This window comes from Winogradskyella maritima, from assembly GCF_042650215.1.
GTDB classification, from domain to species: Bacteria; Bacteroidota; Bacteroidia; order Flavobacteriales; family Flavobacteriaceae; genus Winogradskyella; species Winogradskyella maritima.
Genome location: NZ_JBHSAT010000004.1, coordinates 1,905,936 through 1,923,650, shown reverse-complemented (window position 1 = coordinate 1,923,650; position 17,715 = coordinate 1,905,936). Strand labels below are relative to the sequence as shown.

The following is a 17,715-nucleotide window of genomic DNA, read 5'->3' as shown; positions in this document are numbered from 1 at the left end:
TAAGAGATTGCAAATTAACAAATCTTTGAATGATTCATAAATCTTTAGTCCCAATTATTCTATTTTTGCGCCATGTCTAGAAAGAATAAAAAAAAGGTATTTACCAATGTTGAAGTCATCGATGCTGGTGCCAAAGGCAAATCCATTGCTAAGGCAGACGATGGTCGTGTTATTTTCTTGAATAACGCCGTGCCAGGTGATATTGTTGATGTTGAAACCTACAAAAAACGAAAGTCTTTTTTTGAAGGGAAAGCGATTGCATTTCATAAGTTATCTGATAAACGGGTAGAACCCAAATGCGAACATTTTGGCACCTGTGGTGGTTGTAAATGGCAAAATATGGGCTACGAGCACCAATTAGCCTTCAAGGAGAATGAAGTGGTTAATAATTTGAAGCGTCTTGGCCATCTGGATTTACCTGAAGTTACGCCAATACTAGGGTCTGCAGAACAGTATTTCTATCGGAATAAAATGGAATTCAGTTTTAGCGACAGCCGTTGGCTCACGCCCGAAGAAATTGCATCGGGTGAAGATTTAGGTGACAGAAATGCGCTTGGATTTCACATTCCAGGCATGTGGGACAAAATCCTGAACATCAACAAGTGTTGGTTACAGCGCGACCCATCTAATGCTATCAGAAATGAAATCAGGGATTTTGCCATTGCGAATAATCTTGAATTTTTCAATACACGACAGCAGTCCGGGTTTTTAAGAACCTTGATGATTCGTACCTCAAGCATTGGGGAACTGATGGTTTTGGTTCAATTTTACAAAGAAGATATAGAGAAGCGTGAATTGTTATTGAATCACGTTCAAAACACATTCCCAGAAATAACATCCTTGATGTATGTTATTAATTCCAAAGGGAATGACACTATTTATGACCAAGACGTGATTTGCTTTTCAGGTCGCGACCATATTTTTGAAGATATGGAAGGTTTAAAGTTTAAAATCAATGCGAAGTCCTTCTATCAAACCAATTCGGACCAAGCTTATGAACTCTATAAAATCACGCGAGACTTTGCAGGGTTGACAGGTGAAGAATTGGTCTATGATTTATATACAGGTACAGGAACTATTGCACAATTTGTAGCCAAAAAAGCAAAAAATGTTGTCGGTGTAGAAGCTGTCCCAGACGCCATCGCTGCCGCCAAAGCCAATGCACAATTTAACGGCATAGAAAACGTTGACTTCTATGTTGGCGATATGAAGTCTGTATTTAACGATGATTTCATTGCGCAAAATGGTCATCCCGATGTGGTAATAACCGATCCACCGCGAGATGGTATGCATAAAGACGTTGTTGCGCAATTATTGAAAATCGGAGCGCAACGCATCGTTTACGTGAGTTGTAACAGTGCCACACAAGCTCGGGATTTAGCCTTGATGAAAGAGGATTACAAAATCATAAAAACGCAAGCTGTGGATATGTTCCCGCAAACTCATCATGTTGAAAATGTTGTACTTTTGGAACGACTGTAAAGCGTTAATTTGTTGATTTGTTTATCCGTTAAAATGTAAGCTGTGAAATTGTTTTCTTTCGAAAAATTAAATGTTTGGAATGAATCGGTTGATTTTGTAGTTGATATTTACGATTTGACGAAGCGGTTTCCAGATAATGAGCGTTTTGGTTTAGTGAGTCAATTACGAAGAGCATCAGTTTCTATTTCATCAAATATTGCCGAAGGCACATCTCGAAGTACAAATGCCGATAAGGCCAGATTTACTACAATTGCTTTTAGTTCTGCTATGGAAGTTCTAAATCAATTAATAATTTGCAAGAAATTAAATTTTATAAATGAAGGTGATTATTTAAAGATATGTTCAAAGCTTGAAAAAATCACCAATATGCTAAATGCACTCAGAAATCATCAACTAAACAAATAAGCGCATAAAAGAATCCACGCCCACAATCAATGATAAAACACCTAAATAAATTCCCACTTCAAAAACTACTGCTGATAGTCATAGCCTTTATGCTAGTGGCTTGCGAACGCGACGATATTTGTCCAGAAAGTACCCCAACAACACCTAGACTTCTCGTTGAGTTCTACGATTCTGCTGACCCAGAAACTATTAAAAGCGTTTTGGGATTTACTGTTTATGGTGAAGGCCTTTATGACCCAAATGCACAAAATCCAGATACTAGCAAATTATTAGTTAACAACGCTAACACAAGTGCCGTGGCCTTGCCATTGATTATTGGGGAAGACGGAGAGCAAACAACCACAAGGTATATTTTTGAACGTGACTCCAATACAGACAACAACAATATTGACATCTTAGAAATCACCTACACCACGACGTTAGAATTCGTGTCGAGAGCCTGTGGTTTTAAAGCTATTTTTACCGATTTACAAGTGGAAATCGTAGATGATGAAGACAATTGGATGAACACCACAGGATTTTCAGAAGGCAACGTCAATGCCATAACCGTAGAAAATGAAGCCGATGCGCACGTTTTTATATTTCATTAGTGGTTTGTTCCTTTTAGGAACCACACAGCTAACCAACGCACAAGCAACAAGCGATTCTGAAACTGCTACAGATTCTATCGTTTACAAACAAAAGTACGGCATACGGCTTGGCGCAGATATGAGCAAGTTGGTAAGGTCGTTTATTGATGATGACTACTCCGGATTTGAAATCATGGGCGACTACCGACTCACCAACCGTTGGTATTTGGCTGGAGAATTAGGCACAGAAGAACGCACCTTAGACACCGATGCTGTAATCACTACTACAAAAGGAAGCTATTTTAAAGCAGGAGTGGATTACAACCTCTACACCAATTGGTTGGATATGGAGAACATGATTTATGCAGGATTTAGAATTGGAGCGAGTTCCTTTAGTCAGACCTTGGATAGTTTTGATGTTTATGATGTTAATAATGAATATTGGGATATTCAAGCGTCGGGAGTTGGACAAACAGACGATGGATTAACAGCACTCTGGGGAGAAATTCTTCTCGGAATAAAGGCGGAAGTTCTGCCCAATTTGTTTATGGGATTAAATCTTCAGGTTAAAGCACGTATTAGTGATGATGAGCCTTCAGGCTATGAGAATCTTTATATTCCTGGATTTAATCGCACCTATGATAGTGGTATAATCGGAGCAGGATTTGGCTATAATCTTTCATACTTGATTCCGATTTATAAAAAGGATATGGTGGTGAAGAAAACAGAAGATGAAATCGAAACCGAAGCTGAAAACTAAACAAAAATCCTAACCAACATTTCCTTCAGCAAATCACCTTGAGGAACGGCATTTGCGCCAACACCTTTAGATTTTACATCAAATTCACGTAAAGTAGAAATAATACCACTCACCTTTCGCATGGGATAATTGCGCCTCGCGGTTTGGTATTCTTCGGCGAAATAAGGATTTATTTTTAACGCCGACGCAATCCCTCGGTTCGACTTATCGCTCAAACCGTGTAAGGTGAGGATTTGCGAAAAGAAACTAAACAATAAAGCCACGGTCATCACCATAGGATTATCTTTTGGATTGTCAGCAAAGTATTTGGCAATTCTAAATGCCTTTTGTGTATCACGACTTCCTATGGCTTTGCGTAATTCAAAATTGTTGAAGTCTTTGGAGATACCAATGTTTTCTTCGATATGCTCAGGTGTAATCTGGGTGCCTTCAGGTAAAATGATTTTCAGCTTATTTAACTCATTATCAATCTTGCTTAAATCATTCCCGAGAAATTCCACCAGCATTTGAGAGGCTTTAGGCGATATGTCGTAGTTCTTTCCTGCTAAAACCCGTCGAATCCAATCCGCGACTTTGTTCTCGTAAAGTGGTTTACTTTCTAACAGTACAGAAGACTTTTTCAACTCCTTGTAGAGCGTTTTCCGCTTATCTAATTTCTTGTATTTGTAATTGAAGACCAACACGGTGGACGGCTGTGGTTGTTTTACGTAGGACACCAATTGCTCTATGGTTCGGCTTAAATCTTGGGCTTCCTTCACAATAATCACTTGGCGTTCTGCCATCATCGGATAACGCTTGGCGTTGCTCACAATGTCATCAATACTCACATCGCGTCCATACAGCACCATTTGATTGAACCCCTTTTCGGAATCGTCCAAGACATTATCTTCAATAAAATCCGAAATCTTATCGATATAATAAGGCTCCTCGCCCATCAAAAAATAAATAGGATTGATGTTGCCTTTCTTAATATCGGTAGCGATTCGCTTTACCTCTTCTAGCATTTACGGTGTCTGAAAACTGGAATTATACGGTTTGAAAATTGCGATATTTAACTTTGAGGTGTACTTTTGAAAAAACCTCGAAACCGCCTGTGCAGTCACTCAATTTTCCTCAATTTGAATATCGTTTCAAAAGTAACGAAAATAACATTTCTATATTCGATGTGATTCGCAAAAAGTTTGTCATTCTTCAACCCGAAGAATGGGTACGGCAACATTGTGTGCATCATTTAATGACGGAGCACAATTACCCAAAGTCCTTGATTAATGTTGAAAAAGAACTCAAAATAAATGATTTAAAAAAGCGCTACGATATCGTGATTTTTCATCCTGATGGATCCATAAATATTGTTGTTGAATGCAAAGCTCCCGAGATTACCATCAATCAAACCACGTTTGACCAGATTGCACGCTACAACCAACAGTTAGATGCGGACTACTTAATGGTGACCAACGGAATAAATCACTATTATTGTCAGATGGATACGACGTCCGAGTCTTATATTTTTCTGAAGGATTTACCAAAATACCAAAAGCCTTAATGTACAGCACCAAAGACATCGCGGTGGTTATTTTAAACTGGAATGGTAAAGCTCTCCTTGAACAGTTTTTACCATCGGTAGTTGCCCTTTCTACTGGTGCGAAAATTTATGTTGCCGATAACGCCTCAACGGATGATTCGGTTGGATTTATATCTGAACATTTTCCTAATGTAAAAATCATTCAAAATACCGTAAACGGAGGCTATGCTAAAGGCTACAATGATGTGCTAGAACATGTCAATGAATCGTTATTTTGTCTTTTAAATAGCGATATACAAGTCACTGAAAACTGGTTAGGCCCCATCATTGACACCTTCAATAACAGCGAGAAAACAACGATAGTACAACCTAAAATCCTAGATTACAAAAACAAAGATTATTTTGAATATGCTGGTGCTGGCGGGGGTTTTGTCGATGCTCTCGGCTATCCATTTTGTCGCGGACGTATCTTTGATAGCATAGAAAGAGATAACGGCCAATACAATGATGAAACTTCCATTTTTTGGGCATCAGGTGCTTGTTTTTTTATCAAAACTGAAAGATTAAAACATTTAGGAGGGTTTGATGAAAGCTATTTTGCACACATGGAAGAAATTGATTTGTGCTGGCGAGCCTTCAATCAAGGATTAAATGTAATATACAACGGTGCTTCAACCGTTTATCATGTTGGTGGTGCCACTTTAAGCGAAGTAAGTCCTAAAAAGACGTTTCTGAATTTTAGAAATAGCTTATTCACCTTAGTTAAAAACGCATCAGGTTGGGTGTTTTTTAAAGTACTTTTTAGATTGATACTCGATGGTCTAGCTGGATTACGTTTTCTATTACAAGGGAAATTTTCGCACTTTCTAGCTATTTTAAAAGCCCATTTCTCATTTTATGGGCATCTTTTCGAACTAATAAGGAAAAGACGTCAACTGAATCAACGTTCTGGTTATGCCCAACGTATTTCTATTGTTTGGGATTATTTTGTAAAACAAAAGACTGAATTTTAATTGTTTATAAAACTGTTAAAATTTTCGTTAATCCCTTCAATATTGCACTTTCTTTTCAATAATTTTGAACTGTTATTTATTAACTGATTAATTCAAAAAACCTATTATGAAAAAACTGATTTTATTGGGATTAACTGCTGTGCTGGCATTTGGTTGCGTTTCCAAGAAACAATATGCCGAATTGGAAGCCAAGCAAAAGGAAACCCAAGATTTATTGAATACTGCAACGGTGAAGTTAAATGCCTGTTTATCTGACCAAGCCGCATCTCAAGCCCGATTAGAAGGATTGAGAGAGCAATTGGCCGATTTAAGAAAAACAAATCAAGACTTAATCGACACTAAGGGGAATTTAACCACCTTGACCAAAAAAGGAGCTGACAACTTAGAGAAATCTTTAGAAAGTTTAAAAGAGAAGGATTTAAAAATCTCTCGTTTACAAGATGCTTTAAATAAAAAGGACAGTGTTACGTTGGCCATTGTATCTAGCTTAAAGAAAGAAGTTGGCATCAACGATCCAGACATTGAAATCAATGTAGAAAAAGGTGTTGTCTTTATCTCTATCGCAGACAAATTATTGTTTACAAGTGGTAGCTACAATGTAACATCAAGAGCAAAAGAAGTTTTAGGAAAAGTTGCTAAAGTCATCAATAGTAAGCCAAACTTTGAAGCTATGGTTGAAGCACATACAGACAATGTGCCATACAGCAAGCCTCCGTTATTAGACAACTGGGATTTGAGTGTTAAACGTGCCACTTCTGTGGTTAGAGTTTTAGAAGATCTTGAAGTGAATCCTCAGCAACTTATCGCTGCTGGTCGTAGTTACCATGTACCATTAGTAGAAAATGACACGGCAGAAAATAGAGCGAAAAACAGAAGAACACGTATTGTTGTTCTTCCAAAGATTGATCAATTCTATGCTATGATTGAAGAGGAAATGAAAAACCTCTCTGGAGAAGGGAACTAAGTTTCTGATCAAACAATAAAAGAAATCCTGACTTTCGATTTTTGAAAGTCAGGGTTTTCAGTTTAGAATAAGTAATCTAAATACTAATTGTTCCAGCATCTAGCATTCCTTCTTTATCAGTAAGTCGGTAAACTTTTACCTGTCGCTCTTCATTCTTGCTACCAAAATTCTTAATCAATGTAATTTTTAGGTTTACTGGACCAATTATTTTCTGAACATTATCCGAGTAATACTTCACTCCTACTTTATAATCGCCTTTAGGCGCGTCTTTAAGCATAAAACTTTCAGGACCGTAGCCTTCGGTGAAATCCTCTGAAAGTCGCCCTCCGAAGGTCGATGTTGGATTTGAATAGTAAATTTCATCACCATTTGGATTAGTAACATGTAAATCTAAATCCGTATTGGCATGATTCCAATCCATAATAATCCTAATATCCGTTTTTATTGATTCGAATTCGTTTTGTAATTCTTTCGACTTATCATCATTCTGAATAAGGTCGCACAATTCAACATAAGAAATATGCTCAATACCATGATATTTGCTGGTTTCATCTTTATGCAACAAATCGCCGTCAACAATTATCTTAAATAATTTTAAAGCTTCCTCAATTTCACCATTTTCTTTATATGCCAACGCTAAATCCCTGTAGGATTGTGGTTCTTCTGGGCGAAGTTCTAAAACTTCTTTAAACACATGAACTGATAGTTCGGTTTCTTCAAATTCTGTTAGTTTATAGCCTAAAGCCCTAATCATCTCATGATTATCTAATTCAATTTCAATTAAGTTTGTAGCAATTGTGAGTGCATAGTCTTTAGCATTTCTGCTTTCAAAAAAGTCTGCAACGTCTAAAAAGAAAGACGGTGTATTACTGAATTTAAGACGTAATTTCAGGTAAAGTTGGTACGCAATATCAATATTGTCCTGCTCTTCAAGTAATTCTATATAGGATGAATTCTTTTCCCAAGGTTGTAATGTGGTGTGCTTTTTCAATTTAGCCTCAAGTTGCTTAATGGCTCTTTGGTTTTTTCGACGTCCGTCTTTTGTCGTGACAATCAAAACTCCATTCGCACCTCTGCCACCATATATTGCGGTGGCACCTGCATCTTTCAATACCGAGATTGACTCTATATCACTAGGCGCAAGTTTTTTAAAGCTACCGTTATCAGAAACCTTTCCATTAATTACAACTAATGGGTCTGTATTGCCTGAAATGGAGGACAAACCACGGATAGACAGCCTTTCACCAATGCCATTGTTATCATCATTTTTAATTTCAACGCCAGACACTTGGCCGTTTAACGTTTGAGTAAATCCTGCACTAGGTTGATTACTTATTGACTCGGCGCTAATGCTAGTAACTGAAGTTGTAGTTGTAGATCTTCGACTTATACCATATGCAGTTACTACAACTTCGTTTAGGGCGGCTTCATCTTCTTCTAAGACTATAGATAAATTCGTCGCATTACCTATCTCAGTTTCTACAGTTTTCATACCTATAAATGAAAAAACTAATTCATCACCTTCGTCAGCATTTATTGCGAATTTTCCATCAAAATCCGATTGTGTTCCAATCGTAGTTCCTTTTACATAAACATTCACACCTGGAACGGGTTCATTCTCTGAAATGACAACACCTGAAATAATGGTCTTTGTAGAATCCAAAAGCGTTCTATTACTAATTGTTTGTTGGGTTGTGTTCGTCACTGTGTTTGTCGTAGCAACTTTTGGAGTTTTTGGCATTATTGTTTTGCTACTGAAGTCTGTATTATACCAATCTCTAAGCAATTTATAGTCATCCTTAAGTCGCTCTTTTCTTAATTTCAACTGTTCTTGCCTAGCAATATCAGCTTGCTTTGAGCGTGTCATTAAACGCTTGTATTGATCCATTAATTCAGTAGGTGGTTCAATTTTAAAACGAACGTAATCTTCTATCCTATCCAGAACAATCATTGATGTATATGAGGATATAAGTTGATGAGATTTACAATGCGCAATAATAGCATCCTTGTTTTTGGTTTCAGATTTAGAAAGAAACCTCAATTTTTGTTTTGCCCAAAGTCGTTCTGCGATAGTTGATGGAGTTGCTTTAGAAAAATCAATAGTTACAACCTTTGTGATTTCATTATTATAACCGAAAAGCAACTCCAACTTTTCAGCTTCGAAAAACTTTCCGCTTAGTGCGAAACTTCCATTGACAACTTCGTTTTCTTTAGGGTAGGTTTCAAAAACAAGATTACTACCGCGAGTACCAAGGTATTGGAATGGTTCATTTTGAAGCTTTATTAACCCTGAAGCTTCGGACTCACGATTCAAGTTGATATAATTACCACCAGATGCTATAACCATATTCTCAAGAAAATCATGATTTGCAGATTTTAATGAGTTGATAGCGTACCAACGTTGACGACCAACTTGCTTTAATTCTCCCAAATTATGCATACCATCAGACACCAAAATTATTTCATCGGATAATTTTATTGGCAAATGCCCCATTGCTGTACCGCCATCGTAGACCACATTCTGCAATCTTGTCTTTAAATCTTTCCAATCACCATCCTTAATTTTGAATTCTCGGTTTTCAACAACTCTGTTATTAAATACAATTAAATGAACATCGACATTTCCGATAAATTGAAAATAATCATTCAAAAGATTGAGTTCTTTATCTTCATCTTTGTAGAACATAGAAAATGAAGCATCCCACAATAGTGTAATGCGAGAAGGGTTTTCTTTCCTTCTGGGGAGCATTTCAAAATTCTGATCAAAATGAAAATATTCTCCTTCGGTAATTAAATTGTACGAATCAGTTACTGGAAATTTTATGCTTAAGTTCTCGTCAAGTGTGATTGAATCCGTCTTTAATTTTGCGACCAAACTGTTTCTTACGGTCTTGAACTTAAGCACATCATTATAGTTGGAACTCACTTCAGGTCTTGATTTTTCTGAATTCTGAATAATCTTTAAATCAAACTCATCCAACTTATGCTTAAAATCAAAAGGGAGATTTAACGTGTAAAAACCGTCAGTTACTATAAGGTTTTGCTCATATGAAATCACAATGCGCTTATAGCCTTTGGCAGGAATTGGGTAGACCCTAACCTTATAATTATTACCTTTTGTTTTTTCCAATAAAGCAGGATCTATGTGCTGTGCAATGGTATTTTCATAAGCAACCCTACCCAATTCTTTTTCTATAATTACTGCGTCACGTAGATTACCATTTAAATCCATACTTAAATTGGATACCGTTTGTCCTTGTGCTAAAGGAAAAGACAACTCACCTTCTAAAACTCTATTTCGGCCGTTATAAAATGTCATGTCATAGCTGACCTTTACATATTGGCCCGAAACCTCTGCATTAACATATAGCTTGCTAAGTTTCAGTTCAGATTTGTCATTTAAGACTAGCTTAGGAGATACCTGAGCAAACGAGATATTGAGAAATAGAAAATAGGTGAAGATGTTCAGTTGGAGTTTCATAATACAAGATTTAAATGTTAGTTTTTGATGACAGCGATAATTTCAGGTAATAGAGTGAGCGCAGTTAATACCACGGCACTGCCATTCCCTTTATTTTTGCTAGGATTAAGCTGTTCTGCTTGAGCAACGACTTCTGCTTTTCGGTTGGGCAACCTTACCATAATGACAGTGTTTTCGCCTTCTGGGCTGTAATTGTCCTTAGCTATGCTATAACCTTCGGAAATACCATCGGCTTCTGAATTCTTTAGATGCTTATTTGGGTATTCAATAACGTTGAGAATCTTCTTTAGGTCTTTGCATCCAGTGCGATTAAGAAGTACGCCATTAGATTTTGAATAGGCCACGAGACTCAGTTTATCCGCGTCAGACGTTCGCTTTGCCAGTATTTTAAAGGCTTGTTTTAATAAGGTCTTGTCTTCAGCATTAAACAAATTACCGTAAGCTTCGATAATAAAGGTCAAGTGTTTTGGAGCTTCTTCGGAGTCCACTTCGTCTTCAATCACATCATAGTTTTCAACAATGTGTGTGATTAAATTTTCTAAGGTTACCGATTCGGTATTTACCTTCTGTTCTTGGCTGGTCAGTTGCATTGCTAAACCTAGCATTACAACTAAGGTCATTACATTTTTCATGGGTTTAGCTTTTAAAGTTGAAGTAAAACTATAGACTAAAGCCTGTGAAAAAAATCGATAATGAGGGAAGCGGTACTTTGGTTAAGTTAACGTGTCTATGGCCAATTGTTTTGTTTTTTGGCGCTGTAGCTTTCCGTTTTTAGTGTAGACAAGCCTTTTAAGACCCACAATTTGCTTAGGTAATTGTTGCTTTGAGAGAAATTTACTCGACTTTATAGTTTCCAATAAAATCGCATGGTCTAGGGTTTCGGATTCTACAATCAGAACTACTTTTTGGCCTAAGACATCATCTGGAATTGAACTAACCATAAAGGGTTCAGTAATAATTTTAGATAGCAGTTCCTCAAGCTGTTCGGGAAAAAGTTTAAGACCTCCTGAATTAATCACGTTATCATAACGGCCCAACCATTCAAAAGATGTTTCAGATTTTAAGTCCACAACATCATTGGTTACGATGGTGTCTTTTGAAATAGTGGGAGCATCAACCACCAAGCAATCCCTTTCATCTTGAGAAAAATTGACATTTGGCAACGCCTTAAAATAAATATCGCCGTTTTGCCCCTTTGATGTGACCGCTTTAACCGCAACATGGGTGATGGTCTCGGTCATCCCATAGGTTTCATAGCATTTGAGATGTGTTTGTAAAATCCTTGTCTTTAAATCGTCAGAAAGCTTCGCTCCACCGACAATGAGTTTGGATATATTTTGAGTAGCCGACAATACATTGGATAGTTGCAATGGCACCATAGCCGAAAAATCATAGTGTTTTTCAGTCTCCCAAACAGGTGAGGAACTTGGTTGTACACACTCTAATTCCAATCCCAAAACCAAGGCTCTTACCAGCATCATCTTTCCAGCAATGAATTTAGAAGGCAGACAATGTAAGGCTGTATCTCCTGGTTCTAATTTGAAATAATCTCCGGTCGCTATGGCCGAATTCACCATATATTGTTTTTGAATCTTTATCGTTTTTGGAACACCCGTTGAACCAGACGTTTTAACCGATACTGTAGAAGAAGCATCCAGCCAATCCATTAAAAACTGACCTATGTCCTGCTCAAATGATTCACCTTCTTTTACCAAACTATAGGCCACTTCCTTTAGCGCTTCGAAACTAAAATGGTGTCCATTTAATTTAAAGCGGTTATGGATTTTGGTAAAATGGGGAGTCATCTAATCTAAAACTTTGTAGTCTTCTTTTGGCGGTTCTACAATTGGGCCAAAGAGTTTGTCTTTCCAATTTTTCCAACCATAGATTTTTCCTAGAACCAATAAAATAATCGGGAAAATGATAAACACCGGAAGGAAAATATCAAAGAAGCCGGCCGCTTCGGGCTCTGAAACATCCTTAAAAATAGAATAGGTTTGAAACGCCGTCCAGTCTGCAGTAACCAACAAGGCTGTAAATAAATTATTGGCCGCATGAAAGCCCAAAGCCAACTCCAAACCTTCATCCATTAAGGTCATAATGGCCAAAAAGAAGCCCGTACCGATATAATAAACCAACAGGATATAACCGAGTTTTTCAATTTCTGGATTTGAAATATGAAGTAATCCAAAACATACAGAAGTCAGCACCAACGGTACCCATCGGTTTTTTGCCAAAACACCAAGTCCTTGCATCAAATAACCTCTAAAAGCATATTCTTCAAAACTGGTTTGCAGTGGCACTAGTATGATAGCAATGACCGCTAGAATAGCAAATTTTTGAGGTTGAAAATTCCACTGGTAACCTTCAGGGGCCATGTAATAGTCTACCAACACCAAGCTCGATGACAATATTCCCCAAACAAAAAACATGGAGAACACACGTTTCCAATCTATTTTTTGTCGTGCTGTGGTTAAACTCACAAAAGACTGTTTATGCAGAAACTTAACCGCTAACAACAAAAAGAGTAAACCTCCTGCAAATGGTAAAAGTAGGTACACCAAATTCTCATTAGACTCAAAAAGGGTGAGTAAATAATTTATGTCACTCAATTGAGCTAAATCCACCTCTCCATTCATTTTCTTCGCAAAAATGGCAATCATATGTGGCATAGAAAATATACCTACACCAATGATGGCAATTACAGAACCGATGATGTATCTCCAAAAGTCAGGATGCCCTTTATAGGCTTGTTGTATGTAATTCATAGTCTTAAATTAAAATCCCAATCTTGGGTTAAATCGTATTGCAAAGTACCATTTTTTACGCGTAATGGCGAATGAAAATTATTGGTAAATAAACTGCCCGTACCCAAACCTTGAGGCATTCCATTTTGAAGCGTATACGTCCATTGCGCAATAGCATTAAGTCCAACATTACTCTCTAAAGCACTAGTTATCCACCAGGAAATTCCGAGGCTTTCCGAAGTATTAATCCATTCCTGACTGCCATTAAAGCCACCTACTAAACTTGGTTTCAATATGATGTATTGTGGGCTTATAATTTGAAGTAATTTTTCTTTTTCCTCATTCTGAAATACCCCAATCAATTCCTCATCCAAAGCAATAGGAATTGGAGTTACCTCACAGAGTTTAGCCATCGCATCACATTGTTTTGGCTTTATCGGTTGTTCTATGGAATGTAAGTCGTATTCCGACAGACGTTTTAATTTTTCCAAGGCTTCAGAAGTTGAAAAAGCACCGTTGGCATCGACCCGTAGCTCGATATCGGATTTTGAAAATTCATCTCGAATACCTTTCAAAATATCCAACTCCGTTTGAAAATCAATTGCACCTATTTTTAATTTAATACAATCGAATCCAGCTTCAATCTTCGACTTAACTTGTTGTTTCATGAAATCGGAATCGCCCATCCACACTAGTCCATTAATCGGAATATGGTCTTTACCTAGGGTAAATTCAGACGGAAACAATTCAAACTTAGATTCAGACTTTAGCGATTTAAACGCCATTTCCAACCCGAATTGTATGCTGGGAAATTCAATAAGGTCTTCCAACAATCTATTTAATCCCAATTGAATATTTTCGCAGGTCGATTTCAGTTTTTCTTCATAATCTGGTCGGTCATCAACGGACAAACCTCTTAAAATGCCACATTCGCCAATACCTTTTCGGTTATCGGCTTCAAGCTGAATGAACCAGGTTTCCTTAGTGGTCATGACACCTCTCGACGTGCCACTTGGTCGTTTAAATTGTAGATTGTATTTGGCGTATGATGCTTTCATGAATTAGTCAAAAATATGGTTTTATTAGTGCCTATAAAAGCAAAAAAAGCATCAACCTAAGTCGATGCTTTACTTAATTTGTTTGTTTTTACACAGTTTAATTCATGAACTTAACCTTGCCTGATTCCATATCATAAACTGCGGCAACAATTTTTATTTTTCCCTCGTCTTCTAAAGCCGCCATTTTTGGGGATTGTTTTCTAATATCCTTAACCGTTTGTACAGCATTATTAGAAATTACCTTATCCAAAAATTCAATATTCTTTGACGATACTTCGCCATTAGGCTCAACACCTTCCAGGGATGGTTTTATTTCTTCTAAAAGATTCTGAAGTGCATTCATTTCCATTGAGGCTGCATCAGTATTATCAACTGCGTGCTTTACGGCACCACAAGACGAGTGTCCCATAACAATTACCAATTTAGAACCTGCTACGGCAGTAGCAAACTCCATAGAACCCACGATGTCTGCATTTTCTATATTTCCCGCAACTCGGGCAACAAAAATATCGCCAATCCCTAAATCAAATACATCTTCTACCGGTACACGGCTATCCACACAAGATAGTACAATAGCTTTTGGGTATTGACCAATCATTGCTTGACGTCTCTGTGCAGAATGGTCTCTACGTGTAAGGTTATTAGATGCAAAGTTTTCATTTCCCTTTTTAAGACGACCAATAATTTCGTCTGGAGTCATATCGGCTTGCTCTTCAGCCGTTAAAATACTTCTCACTGGGGTTTCATTAACATCATTAGATGGCATAACTTCAGAAACATCTTTACTTGTATTTGACTTCTCGGCATTTTCTGTGTTGTTACAAGCCAATAAACTTAGCATTAAAACTAAAGCGGTACTTACATAACTGATTTTTTTCATAATTTTTAGAATTAGTTGTTTTTAAAATCAATGCAAAAATAATAGTAATACTTTCATTTTTAAAAGTTAGACTAATATTTAACTCGTTATTAACTAAATTAAGTAATTATAAAACTGAAATAGAACAATTATTTTAATAGAGCACTCATTTATTTGGAATAAATCTTAATCAATGTCGTAAGGACTACAATTATCGTCGAAGAGAATTTCTTATATTCACCATCTATTATGCCCGATTTTCCAAACATAATTCTTTATGCCATTCCGTTCTTCATCATAGCGATGCTTTTGGAATTGTATGTGACACTAAAACAAGGTCTTAAAACCTATGAAACCAAGGATGCATTTGCCTCAATCTCTATGGGTTTAGGAAACGTGTTTCTTGGCTTTTTAAGTAAAGCCTTGGTGCTTTTACTTTTCTTTTTTGTCTATGATAATTTTAGGTTGTTTACTATTCCAATTAACGCTTGGGCCTTTGTTTTACTCTTTTTTTTAGATGATTTTTCCTATTACTGGTTTCACCGCATATCCCACGAGTGTCGCTTATTTTGGGCCTCGCACGTGGTGCATCATTCATCGCAACATTATAATCTGAGTACTGCGCTGAGACAAACTTGGTCTGGTGGTTTTTACACCTTTATCTTTTGGCTGTGGTTACCTTTGTTAGGCTTTCATCCAGCGATGATTCTGCTTCAAATGTCTATTAGTCTATTATATCAATTTTGGATTCATACTGAAGCTATAGACAAAATGCCGAAGTGGTTTGAAGCGATTTTCAACACGCCTTCACATCATCGTGTACACCACGGAAGCAATCCCATTTATCTGGACCGCAACCATGCGGGCATTCTTATTATTTGGGACAAACTCTTCGGGACCTTTCAACCCGAATTAAAATCCGTACCGCTCAATTACGGTTTGGTAAAGAATATTGAAACCTACAACCCTATTAAAATTGCGTTTTTGGAATGGTGGTATATGTTGAAGGATGGTTTCTCTGGAAAAAAATCTGCTTCGGACAGAATAAAATACCTTTTTAAACCGCCAGGTTGGAGACATGATGGCACAGGGAAAATCTCCAACGATTTACGACAAGAATGGCTCGACGCTCAAAATACGTCCAACTCCCATGAAACTAAAAACTAAAACCATATGGATAACTGGAGCCTCAAGCGGTATCGGCGCTTCCTTAGCAAAATTACTTTCCAAAAAAGATTGCAATCTTATACTGTCCGCCCGCAATTCAGAAAAGCTTGAAGCGATTAAACATGCATGTTCAAACCCTGAAAAAGTGAAAGTATTGCCGTTTGATTTGGCTAATTATAACGACATGGATGCTGTGGTTGAAAAAGCACTTTCGCTTTTTCCAAAAATTGATATTCTAATCAATAATGGAGGTATCAGTCAACGCTCCCTTATTATCGAAACCTCAATTGAGGTCGACAAAAAGTTAATGGAAGTGGATTATTTAGGAACTGTCGCCTTGTCCAAAGCTTTACTTCCTCATTTTGTAGCCAATAAAAACGGACATTACGTAGTTGTGACCAGTTTAATGGGACGTTTTGGGTCTCCATACCGCTCAGGGTATTGCGGTGCCAAACATGCCTTACATGGCTTTTTTGATGTGATGCGCATGGAACATGAGGGAGATGGAATTGACGTTACACTCATTTGCCCTGGATTTGTAAATACCAATGTGGCGAAAAATGCATTAACAGGCGATGGCTCTGCTCAAAACACGCAAGACGATGCCACGGAAAATGGTCTGCAGGTCGATGACTTTTCAACGAAAATGATAAAGGCGATTGAACGTAAAAAGTTTGAAGCCTACATCGGCCGAAAAGAGGTGCTTGGAATTTACCTAAAGCGATTTTTCCCAAAATTGTTACACAAATTCGTGCTGAAAAATAAGGTTCGCTAGTTAGTAGAGGAAATAGCCAATTCCCAAAAGAATGGAGAAGGCAAATGTTGTCAGGGCTAATTTTTTTAATTCACCATCAAAATCTGATGGTTGTTTTGCCTTACTGATGCGTTTTAGATGCATAACGAGCGGTACAAAACTCACAAAAAACAAAAGGTTATAAGGCTCTACATAATATAAAATGGCAAAAAGTGTTGCTACAACAATTGCCCCGATAACCAAAAAATAATGATAGCGTTTAGCACGTTGCTTTCCCAGTTTAACGGCCAATGTAATTTTTCCAACTTTTTCATCGGCTTCGATGTCTCGCATATTATTCAAATTGAGGACACCAACACTTAAGAGACCCAAAGCTGTTGCTGGTAGAAAAACAAGATGGTCAACTGTTTTTACATTCAAAAGGTAAGTTCCGATGACACTTACAAATCCAAAAAAAACAAATACAAAAACATCACCCAGGGCTCTGTAACCATATGGCGAATCTCCCATGGTATAGGTTAGCGCCGCATACACAGATATTCCACCCAAAAACACAAATAAGAGAACATATAAAAAATTGGTATGTCCGAACGCTGCATAGATTAGTGCCAGAGTCAGAAAAATAACAACGAGGATATTTTTTTTAATGGCTTCGAACATTTCATCGGGAGTAATAGCCCCACTTTGTATAGCACGTTGCGGTCCTACGCGGTCTTCATTGTCCGTACCCTTTACACCGTCGCCATAGTCGTTTGCGAGGTTCGATAAAATCTGAAGACTAATCGTCGTTAAAATGGCCAAAATTAAAACCCAAATATTGAATCGTCCATTATAGGCCGCCAAACAGGTTCCTATAATAATTCCCGAAACTGATAAGGGCAAGGTCCTTAAACGCATTGCCGACAACCATGACTTCCATTTATTCATAATGCGT

The 17,715-nt window shown here is 37.4% G+C and carries 17 protein-coding genes; 9 read left to right on the top strand and 8 right to left on the bottom strand.

Translation table 11 applies throughout. The annotated features are described in order from the left end of the window. Positions 1-72 precede the first annotated feature (72 nt). From rlmD to ACFOSX_RS09815, 4 genes are read left to right on the top strand one after another with little or no spacing between them, the layout of a single operon-like run. Positions 73-1,482 (top strand): 23S rRNA (uracil(1939)-C(5))-methyltransferase RlmD, encoded by a 1,410-nt coding sequence (rlmD, locus tag ACFOSX_RS09830; RefSeq protein ID WP_386100002.1) that lies wholly within the window; start codon positions 73-75, stop codon positions 1,480-1,482. A gap of 42 nt (positions 1,483-1,524) precedes the next feature. Next, positions 1,525-1,887 carry a four helix bundle protein gene (locus ACFOSX_RS09825; protein WP_386099999.1) on the top strand — a complete coding sequence of 121 codons (363 nt, stop codon included), beginning with the start codon at positions 1,525-1,527 and terminating at the stop codon, positions 1,885-1,887. 29 nt (positions 1,888-1,916) lie between these two features. Next, positions 1,917-2,477: a DUF6452 family protein gene (locus ACFOSX_RS09820; RefSeq protein WP_386099996.1), complete on the top strand. Its 561-nt coding sequence runs from the start codon at positions 1,917-1,919 to the stop codon at positions 2,475-2,477. Next, entirely contained in the window at positions 2,452-3,216 is a 765-nt protein-coding gene (locus tag ACFOSX_RS09815) for a DUF6048 family protein (RefSeq protein WP_386099993.1), read from the top strand. The genes ACFOSX_RS09820 and ACFOSX_RS09815 overlap by 26 nt, the downstream gene beginning before the upstream one ends. Here the strand turns inward: ACFOSX_RS09815 and holA are convergent. Continuing rightward, the gene (gene holA, locus ACFOSX_RS09810; RefSeq protein ID WP_386099990.1) at positions 3,213-4,220 is read right to left on the bottom strand and encodes a DNA polymerase III subunit delta; all 1,008 of its coding nucleotides are present in this window, start codon (positions 4,218-4,220) and stop codon (positions 3,213-3,215) included. The two genes, ACFOSX_RS09815 and holA, sit on opposite strands and share 4 nt — an antisense overlap. Positions 4,221-4,309: 89 nt before the next feature. On the opposite strand from holA, the gene ACFOSX_RS09805 reads away from it, so the two are divergent. The 3 genes from ACFOSX_RS09805 (at position 4,310) to ACFOSX_RS09795 (ending at position 6,715) form a co-directional block, all read left to right on the top strand. Continuing rightward, positions 4,310-4,759, top strand: coding sequence for a type I restriction enzyme HsdR N-terminal domain-containing protein (locus tag ACFOSX_RS09805; protein WP_386099987.1), 450 nt, complete (start codon positions 4,310-4,312; stop codon positions 4,757-4,759). Further along, positions 4,759-5,751, top strand: coding sequence for a glycosyltransferase family 2 protein (locus ACFOSX_RS09800; protein ID WP_386100269.1), 993 nt, complete (start codon positions 4,759-4,761; stop codon positions 5,749-5,751). Before ACFOSX_RS09805 ends, ACFOSX_RS09800 begins: the two co-directional genes overlap by 1 nt. Positions 5,752-5,857: 106 nt before the next feature. Then, entirely contained in the window at positions 5,858-6,715 is an 858-nt protein-coding gene (locus tag ACFOSX_RS09795) for an OmpA/MotB family protein (RefSeq protein WP_386099984.1), read from the top strand. A gap of 76 nt (positions 6,716-6,791) precedes the next feature. Here the strand turns inward: ACFOSX_RS09795 and ACFOSX_RS09790 are convergent, their stop codons facing one another. From ACFOSX_RS09790 to ACFOSX_RS09765, 6 genes are all read right to left on the bottom strand, one after another. Beyond that, a complete protein-coding gene (locus ACFOSX_RS09790) occupies positions 6,792-10,196 on the bottom strand; it encodes a carboxypeptidase-like regulatory domain-containing protein (RefSeq protein WP_386099981.1) in 3,405 nt (1,134 codons plus the stop codon). A gap of 17 nt (positions 10,197-10,213) precedes the next feature. Then, positions 10,214-10,828 carry a hypothetical protein gene (locus ACFOSX_RS09785; protein WP_386099978.1) on the bottom strand — a complete coding sequence of 205 codons (615 nt, stop codon included), beginning with the start codon at positions 10,826-10,828 and terminating at the stop codon, positions 10,214-10,216. Positions 10,829-10,909: 81 nt separating this feature from the next. Further along, positions 10,910-12,001 (bottom strand): AMP-binding protein, encoded by a 1,092-nt coding sequence (locus ACFOSX_RS09780; protein ID WP_386099975.1) that lies wholly within the window; start codon positions 11,999-12,001, stop codon positions 10,910-10,912. Then, a complete protein-coding gene (locus ACFOSX_RS09775) occupies positions 12,002-12,964 on the bottom strand; it encodes a CPBP family intramembrane glutamic endopeptidase (protein ID WP_386099972.1) in 963 nt (320 codons plus the stop codon). It lies immediately after the preceding gene. Further along, positions 12,961-14,001, bottom strand: coding sequence for an o-succinylbenzoate synthase (locus tag ACFOSX_RS09770; RefSeq protein ID WP_386099969.1), 1,041 nt, complete (start codon positions 13,999-14,001; stop codon positions 12,961-12,963). Before ACFOSX_RS09770 ends, ACFOSX_RS09775 begins: the two co-directional genes overlap by 4 nt. Before the next feature lie 97 nt (positions 14,002-14,098). Next, positions 14,099-14,881, bottom strand: coding sequence for a carbonic anhydrase family protein (locus tag ACFOSX_RS09765; RefSeq protein WP_386099966.1), 783 nt, complete (start codon positions 14,879-14,881; stop codon positions 14,099-14,101). A gap of 228 nt (positions 14,882-15,109) precedes the next feature. On the opposite strand from ACFOSX_RS09765, the gene ACFOSX_RS09760 reads away from it, so the two are divergent. Further along, positions 15,110-16,027 carry a sterol desaturase family protein gene (locus tag ACFOSX_RS09760; protein WP_386099963.1) on the top strand — a complete coding sequence of 306 codons (918 nt, stop codon included), beginning with the start codon at positions 15,110-15,112 and terminating at the stop codon, positions 16,025-16,027. Then, the gene (locus ACFOSX_RS09755; protein ID WP_386099960.1) at positions 16,011-16,802 is read left to right on the top strand and encodes an SDR family oxidoreductase; all 792 of its coding nucleotides are present in this window, start codon (positions 16,011-16,013) and stop codon (positions 16,800-16,802) included. The genes ACFOSX_RS09760 and ACFOSX_RS09755 overlap by 17 nt, the downstream gene beginning before the upstream one ends. Here ACFOSX_RS09755 and menA read toward each other — a convergent pair whose 3' ends face one another. Continuing rightward, positions 16,803-17,708 carry a 1,4-dihydroxy-2-naphthoate octaprenyltransferase gene (gene menA / locus ACFOSX_RS09750; RefSeq protein WP_386099957.1) on the bottom strand — a complete coding sequence of 302 codons (906 nt, stop codon included), beginning with the start codon at positions 17,706-17,708 and terminating at the stop codon, positions 16,803-16,805. Between the last annotated feature and the right edge of the window lie 7 nt (positions 17,709-17,715).